This is a genomic window from Escherichia sp. E10V5 (genome assembly GCF_004212315.1).
GTDB lineage: Bacteria > Pseudomonadota > Gammaproteobacteria > Enterobacterales > Enterobacteriaceae > Escherichia.
In genome coordinates, this window is sequence record NZ_RHJM01000055.1 from 1 (window position 1) to 24235 (window position 24235).

Consider the following 24235-nt stretch of genomic DNA (forward strand, 5'->3'; position numbering starts at 1 on the left):
TCTATTCAGGTGGCCAAATTCACTATGCCACTACAATACGACGTATTCATTCGGCATGGGTACTGTTTGTGCAGTACAGGATAGTACTATTGATGTTGTCGATAAAGGTCCAAGAAATAGGTATATCTATATGATAGATGACCCCTGCGGGGTAGATGTAGATAAAACAATAGGATACACTAACGATAAGTATAATCTTGAAGTGGATTTTTTAGGTGGGGTGGATATCCGGTATATAATTGGGGTATTTACTATGAAAATTCATACTGAAAGCGTAGAATTTACTGATTTCACATATATGAATCCTGAGAAATTCCCTGAGCCCCCGGAAGGAAAATGCCATATTATTCTTTCGATTCAGGATTATGCTAATACTAACCTTATTGTTTATAGTAATGGCGTTAATATCAATGAAGGTAAGCGGTCTTATCTCACTGTGGATATCGATAAAATGTGTACTTTTGTCGTTGAATCAGAAAATACTCACAGGATTCTTATTAATGGTAAAACAATGAGCGACTCTGGCGCCAGAACTTATAATTTAAAACCAGCAGACCATCTTATTAATGGCGTGGTTGTTTTTGAATACTCGACTGCTATGAGCATTTGGTAGTAAAAATAATTAAAATGTAGAACGACACTTGCTGAACCTATTAAGTAAGCTATTAATAAATAGCCGGAACATAATATATGTCCGGCTATCATTCTGTTTTGAGTGTTTTCTGTTCAGAAAAATGTGTTACAGGGTGCTCGTGCGAGAAACGTCGAAATTTTAAACCGCCGTGGTGGCACAGAATATGTAAAATAGTCGAATGGTAACTCACCATCACGCTGCCTGGTTTCAGGCATTATATAGTGAGGAGAACTACCGGACATCATGGGGCTCACGACTCTCCTTACGCTCCAACGGCTTTCGTTGAAAGCCAGCCACCGACAGAAGGGATAACAGGCGTTCTGGCTTACCTTTGTTAATGGCGCACAACAAATAGAACACATGAATGAAAAATAAAAGTTGCATAACTATAATGAATATGCGTTAATAGCATCGTTGGTTTGCAAGACAGACCTTATGAAAGCAGTTTTAGTAAAGCAGTCTCAGTTCAGTGTTATCTTCCGATTACCCTTCTTCGTGAGTCTCCTCCTTTAGTGCCTTAGTAAGTCAAAATCTTTATACAGATCACATTCTTGCCGCGTTGTGTGGCTCACAAATTTAGAAGGTAATATTTATGTCTAACAAAATGACTGGTTTAGTAAAATGGTTTAACGCAGATAAAGGTTTTGGATTTATCACCCCTGCTGATGGCAGCAAAGACGTGTTCGTACACTTTTCTGCGATCCAGAGCAACGATTTCCGCACCTTAGATGAAGGTCAGAAAGTTGAGTTCTCGATCGAGAATGGGGCCAAAGGTCCGGCCGCCGCGAATGTTATCGCGTTGAGCTAACTATCCTGATAATCAGCATATCTGCGATAACGAAGACGGCATAAGCCCGAGTAGACAGAGTTGCAGGAATAATCAGATTAAAAAACAACCCGCCATAATGGCGGGTTGTTTTTTAATATCTATGCCGTCTAAAGTATTTAACGGGTAAATTTATCTGCGTCTGAACCTATATATCAGAAGAGATACATGACGTTATCTGAGTAAATTACCTTACCCTATTGGTTAAAATGACTGCTAATCATGCAGTTAGATAGATAAATTTAAACATAAGTCATCACCAATATCACAGATTTATAATAAAAATCATTTCTATGATATCTGATCATTTTAAAATAACCCACTCCATATCAATATATAACTTGCAAATAACAACAACTCTTCTTTAATTGCATTAATATTCATGGTGTTAAAGTGCTCTGGAATGAAGTATTCAAGTCATTATCATTGCAGCTGCTTTTAAGATTGTCAGTTAATGAAAATCTTGATCGCAGAAAAGTGATAAAGCGTTGTGACTAAATTCTGGCAAATAACGCCGTGAATTTACTTCATGTCCAGAGAAAATGAATTAACACTTTATTCCACTACCTGAAAAAACAGGTAGTTCATCAGCAATCTGATATTGTTTTGGGTTGCAAATTTCTATTTGAAAAGAGGTTATTATGCAAAATACAGATGACACGTTTAGCTGGGATTCTAATAATCAGCAAACTTTTCGTTCTGCCGGAGAAACTACGTTGAAGGGACCTGCAGAAACATTTAATAAAATGCAAGGGTGCGGACTTGATGTTTACGGTGTAACTATGGATGGTACTCAATCAGGCCCTCTTATTCTTATTCCGGATAGTATAAAATCCAACCAGATTAACTGGGCTGTACAATCTGCGGCACCTAAAGATTCCAGTTTCAAATTTTTTGAAAAAGCTGATTTCCGTATTTCAGGCAATAGGAAATTAAAAAATAAAAGGTTAATTGACTCCTCTCTATATTACCCTGAATACAAAATTGCTTTCAGCTTGTACGACGACAGTCGTGTTACACTGGAAGAACTACAGGGTGTTTTTCTCGGAATGTCATCGTTAGAGACAGCGACATCCACAGATTTTACGGGTTTGCAGAATTCGAAATTTTCCATTTTGGCTGATAGCATTGGTTTATTTTATAAAGCAACGCTATCAGGGTATAGCACTCTTGATGTACATGCCTATGCGATTTCAGCACCTAATCGTGCTGGTATTGAACCTGAGGGATTGCGTTTTAATAATTATTCCTCACTCTTACTAAATGTTAGGTCGGATCAACATCTTGAATCAGAATTAAAACTTTCGAATAGTTTATCTTTTCATGATTCATCTTATGGTAATATTTTCACAATGTCTATCCATAATGACATCCCAGACAACAACACAGGTGATTTCGTTGCGATAGATGCTTTTGATAACTCGACAGTGGATATTCATACAGCTCAATTTTTACAAGGGTATGGGAAAGGTAAGATTATTCAATTGTCAGGTAATGCAAAGGTAACAATTAATCCATTGATTGATATCGTCCCTATTAACCCTGTGAAGGAAGTGATTAACCCAACAGGTAAGTGCTGGCCCGGCATGTTCAATTTTAAATCAGGGTCAGGAGCAGTGCTAAGATTAAACGCACATTCAATTGGAACCCAGTATGATGTTAATGCGCTATATCTTTTGAATCTTGTTTACATAGATGGAAAACCTATTGATAACAGGAATAAATTGAGTGTTGATTTTGATTCTGGTGGATTGACTATACAGTTGAGATGATTACCCGTTTCAAAAATAAATTTCTGTTTATGAAAATTTATTCTGCGGAGTAATTAACTGCATGCGACAGGATTATTAACAGTGCTGTCGCATTTTTTGTCCACTAAGTTGCCCGTTTGTATCAGGTTGAGACTTGAGTCTAATCTTTTTTATTCAATTTGTAATATTAATTAACACAATACTGATTCAATCTAATATTGTTTACTATTTGTAAAAAATTATCCCTGATAATATCATTTATTTGCGGGTTCCAGGCAATTCCTATATTCCATTTGGTATAATTACCCTCTGGCCTAATAAGTGATACGCCCTTAGGTAATAAATAGTTGGTTCCCGCGGGTAGTAAAGCCACACCGTTCCCTGTAGCAACCAAAGCTAGTAAAGTATGGATATCGTTTGCAGCAGAAGATGGTTTACCTTTGTAATTGTTTTCTTTCAGAAATTTTTCTGTTTGTTCAACCAATCCCCGACCTCTGTCTGGGGTCATTTGCAACAGTTGATATTGGTTCAGTATTGATTGAATCTTTTGCGACTTAAGTGTAAATCCCGCTGGAATAGCCAAAACCAGACTTTCTGTAAACAGTGGGCTGAAGTTAAGTTTATCTGTTAACGGTTCTCGGGTAAATCCAGCCAGAAGCTTCCCGTCCAGTAACATACGGCATTGCACATCTGAAGGAACATCATCAAGTAATACCTCAACGTCAGGGTATTGTTCCCGAAAGAGGCTTACACATCTGGGAGCTAACTGAAACGAGGATATCCCAAATCCAAGAGTCAGCTTACCTGAACTTCCTTTTTGCAAATTTTGTGCATATTCTGAAAACTCTTCATAATGTTTCAACAATTTCTGAGCCCGGGAAAGAAGCTGTTTTCCTGGTTCTGTCAGTTTTGCTCCCTGACGGCCCCGTTGAAAAAGGGCAATCCCCGTTATTTTTTCCAAAGACTGTATTTTCTTTGTTAGTGCTGGCTGAGTGATGTACATGGCCTCAGCTGCATCATGATAGCTCCCTAATCTGGCAAGTGTTACAAAGGCACGTAGCAGCTTCATATCCATTCCCGTTGCTTATCAATTTTTGAAAAAAAGGAATTGTACATACTATACCTGTATGGTTCATATTGTTATACAAGGTTTTTATCTGAGAATAAAAATCTATTATTTTTATATTTGATGAACATCCTTTTATTTTTAATCTTCTGGCATAGCCCTGTACAGATAGTTTCAGGGTGTTTCATTTATGTCTGAATGAATTATTAACATTTAAAATTATTTAATAAGGATATAAAGATGCCAAATATTGCTGTTCTGACAAATGATTTACAATATGAATTTACTTATAAAATAACAAATGACCCGCAAGAACTTGATAAAAAGCTGAAAGCATTTAATAAATTTCTTGATGGTGTAAGAAACCAGGGGCAAGCCGTTATACATCTGCAACTTATTCATGATCCTGATGACCCAGCTGTTCAGCGTCGATATCGAAACCGCGCGGCTGGAATACCAGCAATAGCGGGCACACCAAGCAATCAAATCATTAATACCGTTTACCATCCATCAGATTTTATTGTGGTAAAAGGCAGGGATAGTGGCTTCTTTGAAACTCAATTAGATCAAAAACTCCAGGAGCTTGGAGTCAAAACAGTTATTGTCACCGGATTACAAACTCACGTATGTGTCCAGACGACAGCAGCAGACGCCTTCTTCCGTGGTTATAACGTCTGGGTTCCTGATGACTGCGTTTTTGCCCCCTCATCAGATGATACCGACAGAGCGCTTCAATGGCTTGCTGGATATTGTGCAACCGTCGCCCCGTCCACTGAAATACTGTCGTTACTGGAGAAAACTGGTGATTTACCTGAACGTGGTGAAAGGACAACAGCATGAAAATGACTGAAGCAACGCCCGATAACGAACTTGGCGAGAATTTATTTGCGCCATTGAATGAAACAATAATATTGGATCATGGTACAGGTGCAAAATTAAGCAGAGAGCTGGTTGAGCGTATCTCAGAAACATTGGAAGAAACTTATCTGGGAGAGATGGAGGATAGCGCCTTGTTGGATCTACCAACGAATAAAATTGCTTTCACTACCGACTCTTTCGTTGTAACTCCTCTTATCTTTGGCAACGGCGATATTGGTAAGATTGCCGTGTGTGGCACAGTTAATGATCTGGCGGTAAGTGGAGCCCGCCCGCTTTATCTCACGCTGAGTCTGATCATTGAAGACGGGATGCCTGTCTCAGATTTATTAAAAATTATCGCATCCGTTCGTGAAACAGCGCGTTTAGCCGGTGTGAAAATTGTTGCCGGTGATACCAAGGTTGTTGGAAAAGGCGAGGCTGACCAGCTTTTTATCAATACTGCCGGAATAGGCGTGCTGGAGCGGCCTCCTGTTTCGATAACTCATGTCAGGCCGGGTCAGAAAATAATCCTGAGTGGCTATATCGGGAATCACTCTATTCATCTTTTATCGATTCGGGAAGGTTTGGGGTTTGAACGTAATATATTAAGTGACTGTGCACCGCTGAATCATATGATTGAAAACATTTTGCTTAATACTCCTACAGGAAAAATAGCTTCCATGCGGGACGTTACTCGTGGTGGTCTTTCTGCAGTATTGCACGAATATGCCAGAGCCACTTCATGCCCTATTGTTTTTAATAAAGATGCGTTGCCTGTCCAGCCTGAGGCAGCTATGGCTGCTGATATGTTAGGTGTGGATGTCATTAATCTGGCCAATGAGGGATGTCTTTGCCTGTTTGTTGAGCCAGATGTGGCAGAGCATGTTCTGGAATTACTCCGCGTTCATCCTTTTGGTAAAAAGGCAGCGATTATTGGAGAGGTTAAATCAGGCTCGCAGCCGGAAGTCTGCATGGTCGAATCTGACGGAACGCATACTATTATTGAGGAACTTTACGGTGCAGAACTACCAAGACTCTGTTGATTCTGAAAAAAAAGACACCTGCCGGTTTCGAGTTTGCGGCATTGTCCAGGGAGTAGGATTCAGACCTTTTGTTCATCGATTAGCCAGAACGCATGGTGCAACCGGTTGGGTTCTTAATGATTCCGAAGGTGTTTTGCTTGAACTGCAGGCATCTTCACAGACCATAAATAACATAATTGATGAACTGATCTCTCAGCCACCGCCTCTGGCACGGATCACTGATATATATAAGGTCGAACTGGAAAAACCAGCGCCGTATTATTCAGGCTTTGATATCAGAAAAAGCAATAATTTATCCAATATGGATACAATTGTTCCCCCTGATTCAAATGTATGTAAAGACTGTCTGAGGGAAATGAACGATCCGTCCAATCATCGTTATCGTTATGCCTTTATAAATTGTACCAATTGTGGTCCGCGTTATTCTATTATCTGTGGAATGCCTTATGATCGTGCACAAACGACCATGCAATCTTTTATAATGTGTCCACAATGTAATAAGGAATATCATGATATTGAAGATCGCCGTTATCATGCGCAACCCAATGCGTGTCCTGTTTGCGGACCACAACTGCAGTTAACTGATAAAGATGGCGTATCAATCTCAGTCAGTGACATTATACGTTTTACCATCGACAGGCTAAAAGAAGGCGCTATTGTTGCCATTAAGAGTCTTGGCGGCTTTCATCTGGTCGTTGATGCATCCAATGTCGATGCTGTGCGAGAGTTACGTCGCCGTAAACGACGTGATGCTAAACCGTTCGCTGTTATGGTTGCAGACAGTGAAAGCGCGGCCAGGTGGGCAGTTGTGACCCCTGACGATATCTCTTTACTTGAGAGCGGGCCTCGCCCTATCGTTCTTTTGCGCAAACGCTCTCAGACGTTGCCAGAAGTGGTGGCCCCCAAAAACCCCAATTTGGGTGTAATGTTGCCTTCTACGCCTGTACAACATATGTTACTTGCTGATCCTGAACTCCCGGCCGTTATAATGACCAGCGGAAATATTTCCGGACAGCCTATTGTCATTGATAATAATGATGCAATAGAACAACTAGGGAAAATTGCAGACTACTTTGTACTTAATAATCGCGATATTCGTACAAGAGTAGATGACTCCGTTGTTCGCGTTATTAAGCGAAAAAACACCCCCGATTCACAAATATCATTTTTGCGTCGCTCACGAGGTTATGCTCCCTACCCTGTTCACCTTCCTTATTCCGTTGGAAATGTTGTGGCGTTTGGTGCCGAACTGAAAACCACAATAAGTATTGGGAAAGGTAAAGAAGTGTTTATCAGTCAACATATTGGGGATTTAAAAAATGATACAACATTTAAATCTCATCTCGACTGTATAAAACATCTGCAAGGGTTACTGTCCATAAAAAAAGCCGATATTCTGGTCTGTGATTTACACCCGGCCTTTCGTTCAACTCGCAGTGCCCTCGAAAATGCAGAGATCAAAGTCATTCAGGTCCAACATCACCATGCGCATATGGCCGCATGTATGGCGGAAAATGGTCTTTCAGGTAAAACCATTGGCGTGATTTTCGATGGTACAGGGTATGGTTCTGACGGAACAATATGGGGCGGAGAATTTTTATTTGGTAACGTCGAAAGTGTAGAGCGTGTTGCTCATTTACGCCCAATGTTATTAGCAGGAGGAGATAAAGCGGTTAAAGAACCTATTAGAATGGCAATATCATTGCTGGTTGAAACATATGGTGAAAATGTTGAGAGTTATATCAACTTACCAGCTATTCTTGATTTATCTGAAAATCGCCGTGAAGTATTCACCAGGATGGTAACAAGGAAAATTAACACAACGATTACTACCAGTATGGGGCGTCTTTTCGATGGTGTTTCAGCACTTATTGGAATTTGTTCAGAGATTGAGTATGAAGCACAGGCCGCCATTGAAATGGAAGCGCTTCTAAAAAAAGATTTTCATATGATTGAACCATTTACCTATATAATCGATGAAATTCACAATGGTGATATAAGTGTTGATTATCGTCCGTTAGTGAAAGAATTAGTTCAGTCCATACTAGTCAATAACATCAACCAGGAAGATCTTAGCCGACGTTTTCACTCAACCATTGTGCATATTATAGCAACAATGTGCTCTCTCCTCTCTGAACGTTATGGAACTGACCAGATTGTATTGAGCGGAGGCGTTTTTTGTAATGAATTCTTGCTGGTTAACACTCTTGATGAACTTGAATCAAGAGGTTTTAAACCATATTGCCATAAGCTGGTACCTGGTAATGATGGATGCATATCGCTGGGACAGGTCGTCGTAGCAGCGAACGGTATGAAGATATAGATATAGATATAGATATAGATATAGATATTTATTATCATTGAAGGAGAATAGAGTGAATAAAAACGGAGAAAAATTTTCAGCTGTTTTATTTGATATGGACGGAGTCCTGATTGATTCCCGGATGGTTATTGAAAATGGATGGCGTGAAGCGGCTCTGATGTATGAACGTCATCTCACCGACGAAGATATACAGAAGCATATTCACGGACATCCTGGCCCCTATACTATCCGGACATTATTTGGCGATCTCCCGGAATCCGACCAGCAAAAAGTTCAGGCACATATTATTCATGTAGAGAATACGACGGACTGTGAACTTATACCTGGCGTTGCCAGCCTCATTGCTTCTTTGGGAGAGGCCGACATTCCTGTTGGTATTGTAACCAGCGGCTGGAGGCAAAAAATTAACAGAGTCATAGAGTTACTTCATGCAGAGCCTTACATATCCGTTATTGTAGAACGTGATGATGTTACCCGTGGCAAACCTCACCCTGATCCCTATCTTCTTGCTACACAACGTCTGGGTATTCCAGCAAGTCAGGCAGTTGTCTTCGAGGATGCTAAAAGCGGCGTTGCATCAGCAGTTGCTGCGGGTTGTTATTGCGTTGGTGTAGGCGATGAGGAGCTCATGCCATTAGGCGCAAAAGTCATTATTCCTGATTTTAAAAATGTACAATTAATCAGAAACAGTGAAGATAGCTATATGCTTAAATTATGTGCTGATCACTCTGTTTTATTAAATAGTAAGTAATTCATTACAGTGATAAACAGCTAACACAGCAGGAGTAATGTTCATGGAACGGCTACAAAAATCCCGATGGGCCGTTACTGTACTATTTTTTGTCAACGGATTTATACAAGGAGGATGGGCTGTGCAGATAGCACAGCTTGCTCCTCGTTTTGGCGCCGATGATATAACCATTGGTCTACTTATTTTGACATTCGGTTTGGGGGCTTTATTTATGATGCCTCTGTCCGGTATGTTAATCTCAAGGTTTGGCTCACAAAAAGTTGTTCGATTATTTGCCGTGTTAGCATCTGTTTCGTTAATATCCGAAGGCATTGTAAAAAATATTTCTTCATTAGTATTCTTTTTATTTCTCTTAGGCGCGATGATTGGTTCGATGAATGTGACCATGAATGCAAATGCCGTTATCGTTGAAAGAAAATTAGCTTACGCAATACTGTCAATGTGCCACTATTCATGGAGCGTTGGTTTATTTGTATCGGGTTTTACAGGTGGTTATGCAGTTAAAAACTATGGATACCTTGGTCATATTTTTATAATTTCTGGGATCGCTTTTCTTCTGGTTTTGACAGCACTTCATTTTATCACTAATGATCATCCACAAGAGAATCAGAAAAATAAATCATCATCGAGTTTACCCCGCCAGGCTAAAATCTATATTATAGAAATAATGGCTCTTCTTGGAATGATACCAGAGTGTGCGGTTGTCGACTGGTCATCACGTTATCTAATGAAAAACCTTAATGCTAATATAGAAATAGCCAGCCTTGCTTTTGCTTTTTTTGCATGCACCATGTCAATGGTTCGATTCGTTGGTGATGTGATACGTGATAGTTATGGACCCGTGAAAACTCTTCGTGTATCCAGTATCCTGGCAGCAGCCGGTATGCTAACAGCAGCCCTGTCACCGTCGCCGTGGCAGGCAATTCTGGCTTTTTCTCTGGCTGGCGGTGGTATTGCCAATATTGTTCCTGTCATCTTTTCATCCGCAGGCCATCAGTCTGGAATTGCTGTAGGTACTGGAATAAGTATTGTTACAAGCATCGGTTATTTAGGTACATTAATGGCGCCAGCACCAATAGGCTTTTTTGCACAACAATTCGGTTTTCCAATGATATATATAGCAATGGCTTTTATACTTGTTATGAATGCTGTGCTTGCACCATTATTACGTAATAATATTAACAAATATTAAAAACTTTCGTTGATGATAAAGGGTTAGACTTCTCGAGGCCTTTCTGGCCATTGTTCAGGATACAGATCTTCTTCTTTAACTTTTTGAATAATCGAAAGAGACGAGTGATTTGTCCGCATTAATCACGGAAATTTCCTGGCATTGTTTATAAAAATCCTTATTTTATATCGCTAACAATTTTATTAATCGATCATTCCGTTTGTTAAACCATTTTCACTTTAACCAGTTGAAATCTGTATAATAACTATCGTTTTCTGGTCCCGAATGCGTGTTTATTTGAGTATGAAAATGTTGTTTTTATCAATGAATGATATTTTAACCAAAAGTTCAATATTTCTTATTTACAAAATTAATGGGACGTATAGACTCTTAACCTAAACCAAATGCGTGCGCGTGGTATTGCTCTCGTCGGTTTTATTAAATGGATAAATTTCATCAGGATGAGCTATTATGGATAATAGATACAATTGTTGTTATTCAGAAGAGAGCGTTGAAAAACCTAAAATAGCGCTACAGAATGTATACTATCACGCAGGTCAAAATCCCTTTAACAAAACCCTGGTTGCAGGTGCTATCTTTCTTGCTTTTAATACCGCGCATGCCACAGATTCTTGTGATTATGTCAGTACCAGACCTGAAACTAGCTGTGTCTATGCTGATAACAAAATAAATATCCATATTCATACTGACATAAATAATCGTACTAGTACCCCAGCCTATCAATACGAAACTGATTATATGACTACGGATAAATCAGTTATCCATTTAGAGGCTGGCACAACAATTCATTCGGATGCAACGGGTATTGAGGCATTAGGACGTAGCAACACCGAAATTGAAGTGAGCACCTCTGGCAATATCTATACAGGAAACATCTCCGATGTTGATGTGCAGGAACCTCAGGCCCCCATCTCCGGGCCTTCCGGCGGTATAATCTTTGATATAACCAACGTTCGTGGAACCCAACACGCCAGTGTTTATCTGGCGGGTGCATCCGGCGGTCTATTAGCGTTGGGGGCCGTGACGCAATATTCCGATAGTCAAATTGTTAACCAGAGTGCCAGTAAAGATACAGCCGCAATATATTCTCAGGCGCTGGAATCTCGGATGACAACCTCAGGCGTTATTCGCTCTCAAGTTGGAGATGCGATTCGTTTACAGGATACCGGCCCTGAATATTCCTATAGTAGCGGCGGCTACATTATTCTCGATCCTCAGAGTGTGTTTGATGTTCACTTACAGGAAGGTAGTGTAGTTGATGGCGGCTCTGAAGGTGCGGGGATTAAAACCATCGGCGGAGCAACTTCCAGTATCACGATTGATGAAGGTGCAACGTTGGGGGCATTGTCTGATGTCGCGATTAGCACAACTGGCTATGATTATTATGATCTCAACTACACTAATAATCCGTCGGGTATTAATACATACCAATACACTGGGGCGGCTACCAGCATCACCAATGCCGGAACGATGACTGGTGTTATTCAATTAACCAGCGGTCAGGATAAGATCGTGAATGACACAACGGGCGTCTGGAATATTCGTCAGTGGTCAGATTCCGATCGGGATGGTGTCCGGGATGCGGTTGCTTCTGTGGCAACCAGTGATTTTGGTGGCGGAACGACTGAGTTAAATAACCTCGGTCAAATTATACTGACCGCGAATGCCGATGGCAGCGCAAACAGCGCGCTGTTGCAGAATTTGCCCACCTTCAAAAACCAGGGCCGTTTAATTCTCGCTAATAACGTCGTAGGTGATCGTTTTACTATCGACGGTGATTATGTGGGTAATAATGGCACTGTTGAGCTGGATACTTACCTTGGGGATGACAGTTCTCCTACAGACAGAGTCATCATTAATGGCTCAACCTCCGGACAAAGTTATCTGCTGATTAATAATTCTGGCGGAACCGGAGCTAAAACCAGTGAAGGGATCAAAGTTATTGAAGTTAACGGTGATTCCTCCGGTGAGTTTATTCAGCAAGGTCGTGTCGTTGGCGGTGCATTTGAATACTATTTGCATAAAAATAGCGTCAATAATCAGGATGGTGACTGGTATCTGCGTTCACAGCTTCCGATTGTCACGCCTGAAGATCCGGTTATACCGAACCCGGAACCTGATCCTGACCCCGAGCCTACGCCAACTCCAGAACCGAAGCCTGAACCTGAAAATATCAATCGACCCGAACCGGGGAGCTATATGTTTAACCATATGGCCGCCAATAGCCTGTTCCTGATGCGCCTTCACGATCGTATGGGGGAAACCCAATATACTGATGCCCTGACCGGTGAGCAAAAGGTGACCAGTTTGTGGCTGCGCCAAGTTGGCGGTCATAACCGTTCTCGTGATAGCAGTGGCCAGTTAAAAAATCAGGGGAATCGTTACGTTTCTCAACTAGGTGGCGATATTGCACAATGGAGTAGCAATGGTTTCGACCGTTGGCATTTGGGCGTAATGGCCGGATTCGCCAGGCAAAACAGCAATACGGAGTCAAAATATTCAGGATATAAATCCACAGGTTCTGTGGCGGGGTACAGTGCGGGATTGTATGGCACATGGTATGCCAATGAGCATGATAAAACAGGCAGTTATGTTGATGCCTGGGCTTTATATAACTGGTTTGATAATGAAGTAAAAGGTGACCAGTTGGCGACGGAAAGCTATAAATCCCGGGGTGTTACGGCATCAATTGAAGCTGGCTATACCTTCAAACTGGGGGAACGAATCTCTGACGGTGTGAAATATTATTTGCAACCTAAGGGACAACTGACCTGGATGAACGTTCGCGCCAATGACCATACTGAACATTCAAGTAGTGGTGGTTCACGTGTTTCCTTTGATGGTGATGGCAATATTCAAAGTCGTCTTGGTATTCGTACTTATGCCAACGGTCATAGTGCTATTGATAACGGTAAAGACCGTAAATTCCAGCCATTTATCGAAGCCAACTGGATCCACAATACTCATAACTTTGGTGCAACCATGAATGGCTATAAGAATAGTATTGATGGAACCAAAAATATTGGCGAAGTAAAAGTGGGACTTGAAGGCCAGTTATCTCGTCGCCTGGATCTTTGGGGTAACGTCACGCAGCAAATGGGTGACAGTGGCTATAGCGATACTCTGGTTATATTAGGAATTAAATATCGTTTCTAGTGGAGAGCCATTGTTAAATGGAAGCCTGGCGGTTTTTATTGACTGGCAGGCTATCCGTTGCATTTGATAATAGGATTTGGTATGCAACCACGAGTTTTAATTGTTACAACTGAAGCCCCGGACGTGCTGTTTAGCGGTCTTGGTTTTTTTAATGAACACTTTTGGGCGGAATTAAAACGGCGTAATTATCCTTTTAAAGTGTTGTATCTGAATAATCAAAAGACAGCACATTCTCAGTTAGCTGATTATGAGATTGCAGTAGAACCGGCCTTACCCCTCGATTCATCGCTGGAGTCGCTCAGTCTTAACGTGGCCTGGAGTACAGCGCAAAAAGTTCAGCCGATCCTCAATGAGTTCAAACCTGACATTATTTCGGTACATGAAAACTCGCCGCTATTGCCGTTCTTTTTTGAGCTAAACCGCGTTCAGTTCACGCTGCATTCCAGCTATATCGGTATGCAACACTATCTGACCCGGACACAAAAAGGAATGCAGCATTACTGGGAGCAGAGGATCGCCGTGCGGCAAAGTGGCGCGGTGGTTCTTCATAGCGATTGGGCCCATCGCTCTGTTATTCAGCATGTCTCGGCGGATATCGTCCCACCTCACCTGTTTCCAATCGGTGTGGATTTCGCAGATTATCCGGCGGATAAAATTCCCCATCCTGAAGGCAAAGTCGTGATTAGCTTTTTTGGTCGCTTTACCGATATTGTGAAGAATTTCCTGATTTTCCGTGATGCCATCAATACACTTCCACCAACCTATCGGCAGCGCATAGAAGCCCGGGTTTATGGACCTGAAAAAATCCCCGATTATATGGAAAAAGAAGGTTTTAAAGGTTTAACCTTTGTGCAAGGGGAAGAGAAAAAACGGGCGCTGGCGGAAACTGATATCGTCGTTTTCCCAAGTATGCAGGAAAGCTACGGTATTGTTGGTCTGGAAGCATTGTTGTCGAATTGCGCATTAATCGCCACGCCAGGATTAGGTATGGATAGTTATATGCAGCCGGAATATGCTTGCGAACCGACAATCGCCGCGATCCAAAAGCGAATTATTACTTATCTTTCGGATGTCGAGCAATTACGTAAAGACCAGAAGGCGCAGATATTCCGTAATAGTGTTAATCGACCGGAGTTTACGTTAAGCAAGATGACTGAGTCATATATCAGCGTTTGGCAGGAATTGCATAAGACGTTACAGAAAGAACGACAGTGAGTTATTTTTATTCAAAATTCCCATAAACGCTGTTTTTCTTACAGCATAAATACTTGACCCAGACTTGATTGTGGGTCAGAGGCGGTCAATGACAAGTTGCCACGGTTACTTATCTTGTACTGTACCAAGTAAAAAACTCATTTACCTGGTACTCAACAACGATACCCTTAAATTGAGTATGTCGTTCCAGAACTGGCTGTTGATGATGATCCGTTTTATTATTGAGTTCGGTGACCACCTGAGCGATCACCTTTAACATGACGGCAGTTATACAGGTCTACCATAACACCTGTCTTTACTTACTGACGAACGTAATGGCCGCCTACGGAAAGAACTGTTATATCATTACCTCGCTTGATGAATACAACCCTATGCTCTTGATTTATCCGAAATGAATAAGTATCAGTAACACCGTGAAGTTTTTCACAATTTGCATCCGAAACAGATTTTGCCGCTGTTTTTGGATCGTGCCCATAGTCCCTGACAAGACGACGCCATTCATAATATTTTCTCATAGCGGCTTGCGGTACTTCGATATGTTTGTTTTGGCGATATCTGGTTCTTTGTTCACGATCATCAAAATTGTAATACATAAACTCTCATCTCCTTGAAAGCTGCCCATGGTGAGCAGCGCTGCTCATTACAACATTTAGCCTAACTAACTCTTCGTCGGTTAGAACAACAATTGTTTTGATTGAACGATAAGGTATTACATAGCGACATTTTAGTATCTGGAGTTTAAAGAGTGCGGAGATTTCGACAAATATTTGTATGTTGTAACTATTGTTTCCGTTAATAGTGGCAACTTTATTTCCAGACTGGAAATATTCCGAACATAAACGACAGTGTAAAAATACTAATGAATTGAATATACACGCTTATTTATCTGGCATAGCAATTGCTAAGTCATTAGCGAGTCGTTTATAAAATTAAGGAAAGAGTATGTCTAATAACCGCAATTATCGATTCGATACCAAAATTGTACACGCAGGACAACACCCGGACCCCTCTACAGGATCACTCAGCACGCCAATTTTCCAGACATCAACATTTGTCTTTGATAATGCTGAACAAGGCGCTGCACGTTTTGCACTGGAAGAACCAGGTTATATTTATACTCGCCTGGGTAACCCCACCACAGATGCCCTTGAGCAAAAAATGGCCGTCCTTGAAGACGGTGAAGCCGCGCTGGCGACCGCTTCTGGAATTTCAGCAATTACGACAGCCCTGCTGACTCTGTGTCAGCAAGGCGATCATATTGTCTCTGCCAATGCAATTTATGGTTGCACGCACGCTTTTCTTTCCCACAGCATGCCGAAATTTGGCATTACCACAAGCTTTGTCGACGCAACCAACATTGCTGAACTAAAAGCAGCAATACGGCCAGAAACGAAGGTTATTTATATCGAAACCCCAGCCAATCCAACACTGACACTGGTCGATATCGAAATGGTCGCGGGTATCGCGCATCAGCACGGCGCGCTGTTAATTGTCGATAACACCTTTATGTCGCCTTACGGTCAACAACCATTACGTCTGGGGGCGGATATTGTTGTACATAGTGTCACTAAATACATTAACGGTCACGGCGATGTAATTGGCGGTGTTATTGTTGGTAAAAAAGACTTTATCGACCAGGCGCGTTACGTTGGACTTAAGGATATTACAGGCGGATGTATGAGTCCGTTTAATGCCTGGCTGACCTTGCGTGGCGTTAAAACTCTCGGCGTCAGGATGGAACGTCACTCCAGCAACGCCATGAAAATTGCGCAGTTCCTTGAAAGCCATCCAACAATTACCCATGTCTATTATCCTGGATTACTGGCTCACCCTCAGTACGATTTATATAAGCGACAAATGACTTTACCCGGCGGTGTCATCAGTTTCGAAATAGCCGGAGGATTTGATTCTGGCAGACGGATGATTAACGCGGTCAATTTATGTTTGCTGGCGGTAAGTCTTGGGGATACCGAAACGCTGATCCAACATCCGGCATCGATGACCCACTCTCCTGTACCGCCAGAAGAACGATTAAAAGCAGGAATTACTGATGGAATGATTCGGCTTTCTGTAGGTCTGGAAGATCCTGACGATATTATTGAGGACCTTCAGCAGGCAATCGCAACAGCCATCGCCGGAAATTAATTTTTCAACAGCATATAAAATATCAACGCCTGCCCTCTGTCTTATTGGCAGAGGGATTGGGATGGAGGCACATTATGCAAATCAGCACGCAACAAGCGGATAATTATGTAAATATTTCTCACACACTCACCAATAAACTCCCCTTTACACGCTATGACTTTGGTTGGGTCTTATTATGCATTGGCATGGCAATTGGCGCAGGTACTGTTTTAATGCCGGTGCAGATCGGTTTAAAAGGGATATGGGTTTTCATTACAGCATTTATTATTGCTTACCCTGCAACTTATATTGTGCAGGATATGTATCTTAAAACACTTTCTAAAAGTGAAACCTGCAACGATTATACTGATATTATAAGCCACTACCTGGGGAAAAACTGGGGAATTTTTTTAGGTGTTATTTATTTTTTGATGATTGTCCATGGGATATTCATCTACTCTCTTTCCGTCATTTTTGACAGCGCTTCGTACATCAGGCATTTTGGTTTAACCGATAGCGACTTGTCACAATCCGTTATCTATAAGATCATTGTCTTTTCTGTTTTAGTGGCCATTGCCTCTCGTGGTGAAAAAATATTATTTAAAATTTCCGGACCAATGGTAATCATCAAAGTGGGAATTATTATTATTCTCGGTTTTATCATGATCCCTCACTGGAATTTTAATAATGTTAGTGCATTCCCGCCAATGAGTGATTTTTTTCGCGACGTTCTGCTCACCATCCCGTTTTGTTTTTTCTCAGCCGTCTTTATTCAGGTGTTGAATCCGATGAATATTGCCTATCGAAAAAGAGAAAGAGACCGGGTTATGGCCACCAGAATGGCTATCCGCACCCATCGAATCAGTTACATTGCGCTGATAACCATCATATTATTTTTTTCATTCTCATTTACTTTTTCCATCAGCCATGAAGAAGCGGTTTCCGCATTTGAGCAGAATATTTCCGCCCTGGCGCTGGCAACGCAAGTGATACCGGGAGAAATTATTCATCTTGCTTCGACAATATTAAATATATTTGCAGTTCTGACGGCTTTTTTTGGTATATATCTTGGTTTTCATGAAGCATTGAAAGGAATTGTACTCAATATTTTAAGTCGGGTAATTAATGTTGAGAAAGTCAGCCCGCAGATGCTCACAACAGGAATAGGGATTTTTATTGTTGCTACACTGGTTGTCTGGGTTTCGTTTCGTGTATCCGTCCTGGTGTTTTTCCAGCTTGGTAGTCCACTATACGGTATCGTCTCTTGTCTGATCCCTGTTTTCTTAATTTACAGTGTCAAAGCGCTAGAAAACCTGCGCGGGGTCAGAAGCTGGCTTATTTTTATCTACGGTATTTTACTCTGTCTCTCACCGCTGCTGAAACTCATCGAGTAGTATTTGGGACGCCCCCATGTTTTAGATGGGGGCATTAATAAACCATATCCTGCTGGTAGCTGCGTATTTTATTCAAAACGGTAGTATGCGAGACACCAAGCACTTTAGCGATACCACGCGCAGAGACATTATCATCTAACATCTTTTCGATAATTTTTCGTTCAGTCAAGCGAACTTGTTCTTTTAAAGGCCCTATATTCCCACTGTGCCTTTGCTGATTCTCCCGGCATAGAGAATTCATCCATTTCATTTCGTCCATTGTTACTATTCCACTGTCCGACATATGCATCAAACGGATAATAATATTCTCCAGTTCCCTGATGTTGCCCGGCCATGCGTAATGCTGCAAAAATTCCAGACTATTTTTATCAAAAACCAATGCCCGCTTAAACTCGCAACAATGCTTTTGCAGAAAATGATCAATTAATAACGTAATATCTTGTGGATGCTGGCGAAGCGGCGGGATTGTTAACGAAAGAATATTGATTCGGTAGTAGAGATCGGCACGTAACTCACGATTCAACATCATCTCTTCCAGGTTCGCATTAGTGGCTACGATAACCCGAGTATCAAAAGAAACAACCTGAGAACTGCCTATACGGCGGATACAACTATCCTGCAAAACGCGCAGTAGTTTTGCCTGCATACTTAGTGGCATTTCGCCAAACTCATCAAGAAACAGCGTTCCTTTATCCGCCATTTCAAACAATCCTTTCTTCCCTTTGCCATCGGCCCCGGTGAACGCGCCTTTCTCGTAACCAAAGAACTCGCTTTCCATCAGTTCTTCAGGGATTGTCGAACAGTTTACCGGAATAAAAGCGTGTAAACGTCGTGGCCCACAATTATGAATAGCACGCGCCAGCAACTCTTTCCCTGTTCCCGTTTCACCGCGAATCAATACGGTAAAACGACTTTCCGAAAACTTTATCGCTTTTTCTATAAGCGATTGCATTTGCGGGCTTTCACCAATCATATCAGTAAAATATTCGCTCGGTTTTACTGATCTATGAGAGGTGATTCCACTATCGGTACTAAAATGCTCAATATTAATAATGTCTGGATGATGACTTAACCGTGTCACCACACTATTGATATCCCCTGTATGACGACACATTGATTTAATAAGAATGCGTCCGGCTGTCACTTTCATTGAAATAATATTAAATTTATAAAATGAAAATTCTTTTAAAACGTCTTCTATCATTGAAATACGGTCAATGGTTTTTATATTCCAGCGTATCGTAAACACATAAGCTCCATTGCATTTTTTGAACACATCGACAGGCATTTTACTGCAAGGAGGAGGATGTTCTGCCAAAGGCATCACAGAGTTGAGGAAAATCTCAATGAAGAACAACGTTAAGGGAATATGTGTCGCGTAGCATCGGAAACTGGAAATAGGAAATATGATAGATAAACTATTGAGAATAGATGATATTGTTAATGCCCATGACTCCAATGGACATTAACCAACGCTGGTACAGCTCATTTGCTGCCCAGGGAATGCAGTATAACCAATGCTAATTAGCGTTTTACCGCGTCAAAAAACGTATACATCTGACTAACTTTTGAACCTTGATGCAAAGATGTCATATTTTGCTTGAGCGTTTCGAGCCTGATATTGACTTTACGGATCAACTCCTCTGTACCGTTCATAAGCTCACGAACCAGACTTTTGATGCGTTCACGCTCAATTTCTGACAGCGTTAATCCACTGGTGCCCGTCATTAAGTCTTCCGCTTTCGCCAGAAATATATCCAGCAGCGCTAAAAAGGCATCCCATTTTTCTTCACGCACCATCGTTAACATCGACTGGTTCATGTCGAACAAATTATCATAATGTGAAATCAAATTAACCACGTCTCCCCCGGGTTTGCTGTGGGTCAATTTCTTCCCAGGTTTCTGCAAGCCGCATTAATAGTTGATCGACATGCTTCAGTAATTCAGGGTCGTTCGTTCGGTTAGCCTGAAACAATGTCCGTGACATATACTCATAAAGTTGTTCGAGTTCGCCTGCAATATGCAGACCTTTCTCATGATCAAGCGATGCCCGCAAACCATTATCAATAATATTGATTGCTTTAGAGATCATCTCCCCGCGGCGAGGAATATTACCCTGTTCAAAATAGATAATTGCTTTCTGGATTGCGCTATGAATTCCATCAAACAGCATAGAAATAAGCTGATGTGGGGTTGCTCCTGCCAGTTTGCTCTGTAGCGAAACTTGTTTGTAGGCTTCTGCGCCCTGTGAAGTGTACATATCAGACTCCTGCGGGGCTGGCGGAGTCACGCTCCGTCAGCCTTTACTCTTATTAAATCGTTGATAAAAGAGAGGTTAATTGCGAGTTCATGCTGTTCATTTTTGACATCGCGGTATCCAGATTCTGGAACTGGATGCGATAACGCTCAACCTGAGCATCGATCAGTTTCTGGGTCTTATCAATTTGCTGCTGAACCACCTTGCTTTGTGAATCAAGGCCGTCAGTGGTGGTCTTGATAAGCCCGGTTTTATCATCGCTACCAGTACCAATATAGCTACTGATGATATTCCCCAACGTAGTCGCCATGCCTTCATTACTGCCATGACCCATAAACATATTGGCGATCTGATCCGGATCATCGGCAATCGCGTTGTCCAGCTTGTTCTCATCCAGTGTCATCTGACCGGTTGCGGCATCAATTTTGATGCCCAGATCGGCTAATGAACCATAATCAGCGCCAGAATCACCATAAACGCCGTTTACCGTAGAGCGAATTTGACTGACCATTCCGCGCAGCGTGGAATCGCCCATCAGCGCCCCGCTCTTGGAACTGGGCGTTGCGACATCATCATCACTCAGACCGGAGGTATCATTCTTGACGTACTTACTGAATACAGTTGTTGCTGACAGCAGTGCATTGTATTGCTTAACAAAATCCTGAAGGTGAGTTTTAATAGCAGACGTATCAGCCGTTAATGTCAACTGCTCAGATTGTAATTTGGTCGGATCATTTTTATCTGCTTCAGAAACGGCATTCAGGTTCAGCGTCACACCGTCAATGATGTCAGTAATGTTGTTACTGGAACGAGTAAAATCAGTACCATCAACAGACAATTTGGCATCTTTAGCATCCGAAACCGAAATCATCTTGTCAGCTGCACCGGGATCGCCCGCAACACCATTTGGATGCTGACCGCCTGCTGACGTGTCCAAGATGTCCGCAAGATTCTGATCGCCGTCGACCTTAACGCTCATTTCACCGTCGCTGCCGGTTGTTTTAGAACTCAGAACCAGTTGATAACCTTTGCCTGTAGACTGAACGCTGGCACTAACATCACCATTTTGCTTGTTGATAGCCTTGGCGATGCTGTTTAACGACGTTTCATCGTCTTTAAGTTCAACTTCGGTGGTTTTTCCGTCTTTTTGCGTGATGGTGATCTTTCTGGTGCCGCTGCCAGTTGTACTCCCCAGGGTGGTGTCAGCACTGGTCTGGAGTTCCGTTTTCAGTTTATGGGCAGATGCCAGTTGTTCCACAGTAATTTCATGAGTATCCGCCAGCGCACCCGTGCTCGCCGTCGCAGTAAAGGCTTTGTTGCTACTCACTTTCAGGGTATTGAATGCATCACCACCTAATGATTTCACCGATTTTTGCAGCGTAGACAATAGGCTGGAGATAGATCCCCAGGCTGAAATCTTCAATTTATAGCTATTCTGAAGACTGGTATAGGGCGTCAGGCGCTGCTGTTCGCTGGCTTTAAGTTGCTCCAGCATTGATGCGGTATCGATCCCTGAACCGATTCCCAGTGATGATATACCCATGTTGTTTCTCCTGAGGGGTTGTGATTTTTAAGAATCTCTTCCCTATATCGGCATAAAAACAGACTGGATAAATATTTAACTTTTTTTCAACAATCCGAAGAATGAAATTATTCGCTTTCTTTAATTTGTCCTCTTACATTTCCGCCCTATTTTTACTTTTTTTATCTCATTCGCTTTAGCCACTTTATTTCCACGCCGATATCTGTGGTATGCGGAGTTACAACGCATATTCAGTTTAAATTCTATTCCGGGCGGATCGCACCGTCACGTTTTAATTGAGGATATATCATGTCACAGGTCATTAATACCAACGCACTGAGCCTAGTTGCACAGAACAACCTGAACAAATCTCAGTCCACTCTCGGCACTGCGATCCAACGCCTGTCTTCTGGTCTGCGTATTAACAGCGCAAAAGACGATGCTGCTGGCCAGGCTATCAGCAACCGCTTCACCGCCAGCATCTCTGGTCTGACTCAGGCTTCCCGCAACGCTAACGACGGTATCTCCATCGCTCAGACCACTGAAGGTGCGCTGAACGAAGTGAACGACAACCTGCAGAACATCCGTCGTCTGACTGTTCAGGCGCAGAACGGCACTAACTCCGATTCTGACCGTCAGTCCATCCAGGACGAAATCAATGCCCGTCTGGATGAAATCGACCGCATCTCCAATCAGACTGAATTTAACGGCGTTAAAGTTCTCAGCCAGGATCAGTCTCTGTCGATTCAGGTAGGTTCTAACGATAGCGAAACTATCAGTATCGATCTGAGCAAGATGGATGCCGGCACCCTCGGGATGACTGATTTCAACGTGGCTGGCGGTATTAATGCCGCAACCCTGAATACAACAGGCGCTAATGTGAATGTTGATGAAGGCTATAAGTATGATGTAGCTAATGTCACAGACACAGGTGCAGCTGCCAAGGCGGATAATATTGTTAAAGATGGTGCAACTGGTAAAATCTACGCCCAGATTGGTACAGATGCCGATCCGGCAAATAATAAGTACTATGAAATTATTGATGACGGTAAAGGCGGTATGACCTTCGATAGTACTGGTGCGGATAAAGGTTTTACTACGGCTACAGCACCTACATCAGTAAAAGACCAGGAAGCTTATCACTCTACACAAGTAACAGGTGTACCGGCCGGTACCACCCTGAAAGACGATGGTAAAGGTAACTACTATCTGGAAGATGCTACGGGTAATTTAACCAATGCCAAACTGGATACCACCAACGATAAGGCTGGTAATTTCACTGCGACCATCACTGATTTAAAAACCGCAGTTAACACCAAACCAGCAACCACCGATCCGCTGAAAGCTATCGATGCCGCGCTGTCTCAGGTTGACAAACTGCGTTCTGGCCTCGGTGCCGTACAGAACCGTTTCGATTCTGTTATCAGCAACCTGAACAACACCGTTAACAACCTGTCTGAGTCTCGTTCTCGTATCCTCGACGCTGACTTCGCGTCTGAAGTATCTAATATGAGCCGCGCTAACATCCTGCAGTCTGCCGGTACTTCTGTTCTGGCACAGGCCAACCAGGTTCCGCAGAACGTTCTGCAGCTTCTGCGTTAATCTCTGTATTGGCAGACTAATTCTGTTGATAATCTCAACCAGCCCGGTATCCCCCCGGGCTGATTTTATTTTTATCCAGTCGTTAAAATTTATTGTTTCCTGACAACCGTTTTCGTCAGAGAATCCGAAAATAAATATCCCCTCTCCTGCTGCCAGCGCCAACTTCACACCAGAAATCAGATTATTAATAATCTTAAATAAGAATTTTATATTTTTCATAAATACGCTTTAGCCATTTTATGGGTGCGCCGATATATAGGGTATGCGGCAGTCATAACGCATATTTTATTTAAATTCTATTTTGGGCGGATCGCACCGCCAGGTTTTAATTGAGGATATATCATGTCACAGGTCATTAATACCAACGCACTGAGCCTGGTTGCACAGAACAACCTGAACAAATCTCAGTCCACTCTCGGCACTGCGATCCAACGCCTGTCTTCTGGTCTGCGTATTAACAGCGCAAAAGACGATGCTGCTGGCCAGGCTATCAGCAACCGTTTCACCGCCAGCATCTCTGG

At 42.2% G+C, this 24235-nt stretch carries 19 protein-coding genes and 2 pseudogenes; 15 read left to right on the top strand and 6 right to left on the bottom strand.

Annotated elements, in window-relative coordinates; all coding sequences use genetic code 11:
* The 3 genes and pseudogenes from D9738_RS24335 to D9738_RS24345 all read left to right on the top strand — a co-directional run.
* Positions 1-613, top strand: a pseudogene (locus D9738_RS24335) (hypothetical protein); the annotation flags it as partial.
* A 613-nt stretch (positions 614-1226) separates the two neighbouring features.
* Entirely contained in the window at positions 1227-1442 is a 216-nt protein-coding gene (gene cspG / locus D9738_RS24340; RefSeq protein WP_130210289.1) for a cold shock protein CspG, read from the top strand.
* A 659-nt stretch (positions 1443-2101) separates the two neighbouring features.
* Positions 2102-3232 (top strand): hypothetical protein, encoded by a 1131-nt coding sequence (locus D9738_RS24345; protein WP_130238096.1) that lies wholly within the window; start codon positions 2102-2104, stop codon positions 3230-3232.
* A 166-nt stretch (positions 3233-3398) separates the two neighbouring features.
* Here the strand turns inward: D9738_RS24345 and D9738_RS24350 are convergent, their stop codons facing one another.
* Complete coding sequence (locus D9738_RS24350; RefSeq protein ID WP_240725572.1) at positions 3399-4280, bottom strand: LysR family transcriptional regulator; 882 nt, start codon at positions 4278-4280, stop codon at positions 3399-3401.
* 237 nt (positions 4281-4517) lie between these two features.
* On the opposite strand from D9738_RS24350, the gene D9738_RS24355 reads away from it, so the two are divergent.
* The 8 genes from D9738_RS24355 (at position 4518) to D9738_RS24865 (ending at position 15071) form a co-directional block, all read left to right on the top strand.
* On the top strand, positions 4518-5117 hold the full coding sequence (locus tag D9738_RS24355) for a cysteine hydrolase (RefSeq protein ID WP_130210283.1): 600 nt from the start codon (positions 4518-4520) through the stop codon (positions 5115-5117).
* On the top strand, positions 5114-6178 hold the full coding sequence (gene hypE, locus D9738_RS24360) for a hydrogenase expression/formation protein HypE (RefSeq protein WP_240725571.1): 1065 nt from the start codon (positions 5114-5116) through the stop codon (positions 6176-6178). Before D9738_RS24355 ends, hypE begins: the two co-directional genes overlap by 4 nt.
* Complete coding sequence (gene hypF, locus D9738_RS24365; RefSeq protein ID WP_130210281.1) at positions 6153-8501, top strand: carbamoyltransferase HypF; 2349 nt, start codon at positions 6153-6155, stop codon at positions 8499-8501. Before hypE ends, hypF begins: the two co-directional genes overlap by 26 nt.
* 52 nt (positions 8502-8553) lie before the next feature.
* Complete coding sequence (locus tag D9738_RS24370) at positions 8554-9252, top strand: HAD family phosphatase (RefSeq protein ID WP_240725569.1); 699 nt, start codon at positions 8554-8556, stop codon at positions 9250-9252.
* Between the two features lie 43 nt (positions 9253-9295).
* The gene (locus D9738_RS24375) at positions 9296-10444 is read left to right on the top strand and encodes an MFS transporter (RefSeq protein WP_130261389.1); all 1149 of its coding nucleotides are present in this window, start codon (positions 9296-9298) and stop codon (positions 10442-10444) included.
* A 450-nt stretch (positions 10445-10894) separates the two neighbouring features.
* A complete protein-coding gene (locus D9738_RS24380) occupies positions 10895-13600 on the top strand; it encodes an autotransporter outer membrane beta-barrel domain-containing protein (RefSeq protein WP_130238098.1) in 2706 nt (901 codons plus the stop codon).
* 81 nt (positions 13601-13681) lie between these two features.
* Entirely contained in the window at positions 13682-14815 is a 1134-nt protein-coding gene (locus D9738_RS24385) for a glycosyltransferase family 4 protein (RefSeq protein WP_130261390.1), read from the top strand.
* Between the two features lie 88 nt (positions 14816-14903).
* Positions 14904-15071 carry a hypothetical protein gene (locus D9738_RS24865; protein ID WP_165383301.1) on the top strand — a complete coding sequence of 56 codons (168 nt, stop codon included), beginning with the start codon at positions 14904-14906 and terminating at the stop codon, positions 15069-15071.
* 43 nt (positions 15072-15114) lie between these two features.
* Here D9738_RS24865 and D9738_RS24390 read toward each other — a convergent pair whose 3' ends face one another.
* A complete protein-coding gene (locus D9738_RS24390) occupies positions 15115-15408 on the bottom strand; it encodes a type II toxin-antitoxin system YoeB family toxin (protein WP_130210273.1) in 294 nt (97 codons plus the stop codon).
* A 349-nt stretch (positions 15409-15757) separates the two neighbouring features.
* On the opposite strand from D9738_RS24390, the gene megL reads away from it, so the two are divergent.
* A complete protein-coding gene (gene megL / locus D9738_RS24395; protein ID WP_130210271.1) occupies positions 15758-16960 on the top strand; it encodes a methionine gamma-lyase in 1203 nt (400 codons plus the stop codon).
* A 74-nt stretch (positions 16961-17034) separates the two neighbouring features.
* Positions 17035-18333 (top strand): aromatic amino acid transport family protein, encoded by a 1299-nt coding sequence (locus D9738_RS24400; RefSeq protein WP_130210269.1) that lies wholly within the window; start codon positions 17035-17037, stop codon positions 18331-18333.
* A 34-nt stretch (positions 18334-18367) separates the two neighbouring features.
* Here the strand turns inward: D9738_RS24400 and D9738_RS24405 are convergent, their stop codons facing one another.
* The 4 genes from D9738_RS24405 to fliD all read right to left on the bottom strand — a co-directional run bounded on the left by D9738_RS24405 (position 18368) and on the right by fliD (position 22133).
* Positions 18368-19582, bottom strand: coding sequence for a sigma 54-interacting transcriptional regulator (locus tag D9738_RS24405; protein ID WP_130210267.1), 1215 nt, complete (start codon positions 19580-19582; stop codon positions 18368-18370).
* Between the two features lie 275 nt (positions 19583-19857).
* A complete protein-coding gene (locus D9738_RS24410; RefSeq protein ID WP_130210265.1) occupies positions 19858-20193 on the bottom strand; it encodes a flagellar protein FliT in 336 nt (111 codons plus the stop codon).
* Positions 20186-20593, bottom strand: coding sequence for a flagellar export chaperone FliS (gene fliS / locus D9738_RS24415; protein WP_130210263.1), 408 nt, complete (start codon positions 20591-20593; stop codon positions 20186-20188). The genes D9738_RS24410 and fliS overlap by 8 nt, the downstream gene beginning before the upstream one ends.
* Before the next feature lie 52 nt (positions 20594-20645).
* Positions 20646-22133 (bottom strand): flagellar filament capping protein FliD, encoded by a 1488-nt coding sequence (fliD, locus tag D9738_RS24420; RefSeq protein ID WP_130210261.1) that lies wholly within the window; start codon positions 22131-22133, stop codon positions 20646-20648.
* Between the two features lie 288 nt (positions 22134-22421).
* Here fliD and D9738_RS24425 point away from each other — a divergent pair, with 288 nt between their 5' ends.
* Both D9738_RS24425 and D9738_RS24430 read left to right on the top strand, forming a co-directional pair.
* Positions 22422-23714: a FliC/FljB family flagellin gene (locus D9738_RS24425; protein ID WP_130261391.1), complete on the top strand. Its 1293-nt coding sequence runs from the start codon at positions 22422-22424 to the stop codon at positions 23712-23714.
* A 342-nt stretch (positions 23715-24056) separates the two neighbouring features.
* Positions 24057-24235 (top strand): annotated as a pseudogene (locus tag D9738_RS24430) (flagellin FliC); the annotation flags it as partial.

What these genes read in the sequence shown, in the direction of transcription:
- cspG (WP_130210289.1), top strand. Translation starts at nt 1,227, where the DNA reads ATGTCTAACAAAATGACTGGTTTAGTAAAATGGTTTAACGCAGATAAA.
- D9738_RS24345 (WP_130238096.1), top strand. Translation starts at nt 2,102, where the DNA reads ATGCAAAATACAGATGACACGTTTAGCTGGGATTCTAATAATCAGCAA.
- D9738_RS24350 (WP_240725572.1), bottom strand. Translation starts at nt 4,280, where the DNA reads ATGAAGCTGCTACGTGCCTTTGTAACACTTGCCAGATTAGGGAGCTAT.
- D9738_RS24355 (WP_130210283.1), top strand. Translation starts at nt 4,518, where the DNA reads ATGCCAAATATTGCTGTTCTGACAAATGATTTACAATATGAATTTACT.
- hypE (WP_240725571.1), top strand. Translation starts at nt 5,114, where the DNA reads ATGAAAATGACTGAAGCAACGCCCGATAACGAACTTGGCGAGAATTTA.
- D9738_RS24375 (WP_130261389.1), top strand. Translation starts at nt 9,296, where the DNA reads ATGGAACGGCTACAAAAATCCCGATGGGCCGTTACTGTACTATTTTTT.
- D9738_RS24380 (WP_130238098.1), top strand. Translation starts at nt 10,895, where the DNA reads ATGGATAATAGATACAATTGTTGTTATTCAGAAGAGAGCGTTGAAAAA.
- D9738_RS24385 (WP_130261390.1), top strand. Translation starts at nt 13,682, where the DNA reads ATGCAACCACGAGTTTTAATTGTTACAACTGAAGCCCCGGACGTGCTG.
- D9738_RS24865 (WP_165383301.1), top strand. Translation starts at nt 14,904, where the DNA reads ATGACAAGTTGCCACGGTTACTTATCTTGTACTGTACCAAGTAAAAAA.
- D9738_RS24390 (WP_130210273.1), bottom strand. Translation starts at nt 15,408, where the DNA reads ATGTATTACAATTTTGATGATCGTGAACAAAGAACCAGATATCGCCAA.
- megL (WP_130210271.1), top strand. Translation starts at nt 15,758, where the DNA reads ATGTCTAATAACCGCAATTATCGATTCGATACCAAAATTGTACACGCA.
- D9738_RS24400 (WP_130210269.1), top strand. Translation starts at nt 17,035, where the DNA reads ATGCAAATCAGCACGCAACAAGCGGATAATTATGTAAATATTTCTCAC.
- fliS (WP_130210263.1), bottom strand. Translation starts at nt 20,593, where the DNA reads ATGTACACTTCACAGGGCGCAGAAGCCTACAAACAAGTTTCGCTACAG.
- fliD (WP_130210261.1), bottom strand. Translation starts at nt 22,133, where the DNA reads ATGGGTATATCATCACTGGGAATCGGTTCAGGGATCGATACCGCATCA.
- D9738_RS24425 (WP_130261391.1), top strand. Translation starts at nt 22,422, where the DNA reads ATGTCACAGGTCATTAATACCAACGCACTGAGCCTAGTTGCACAGAAC.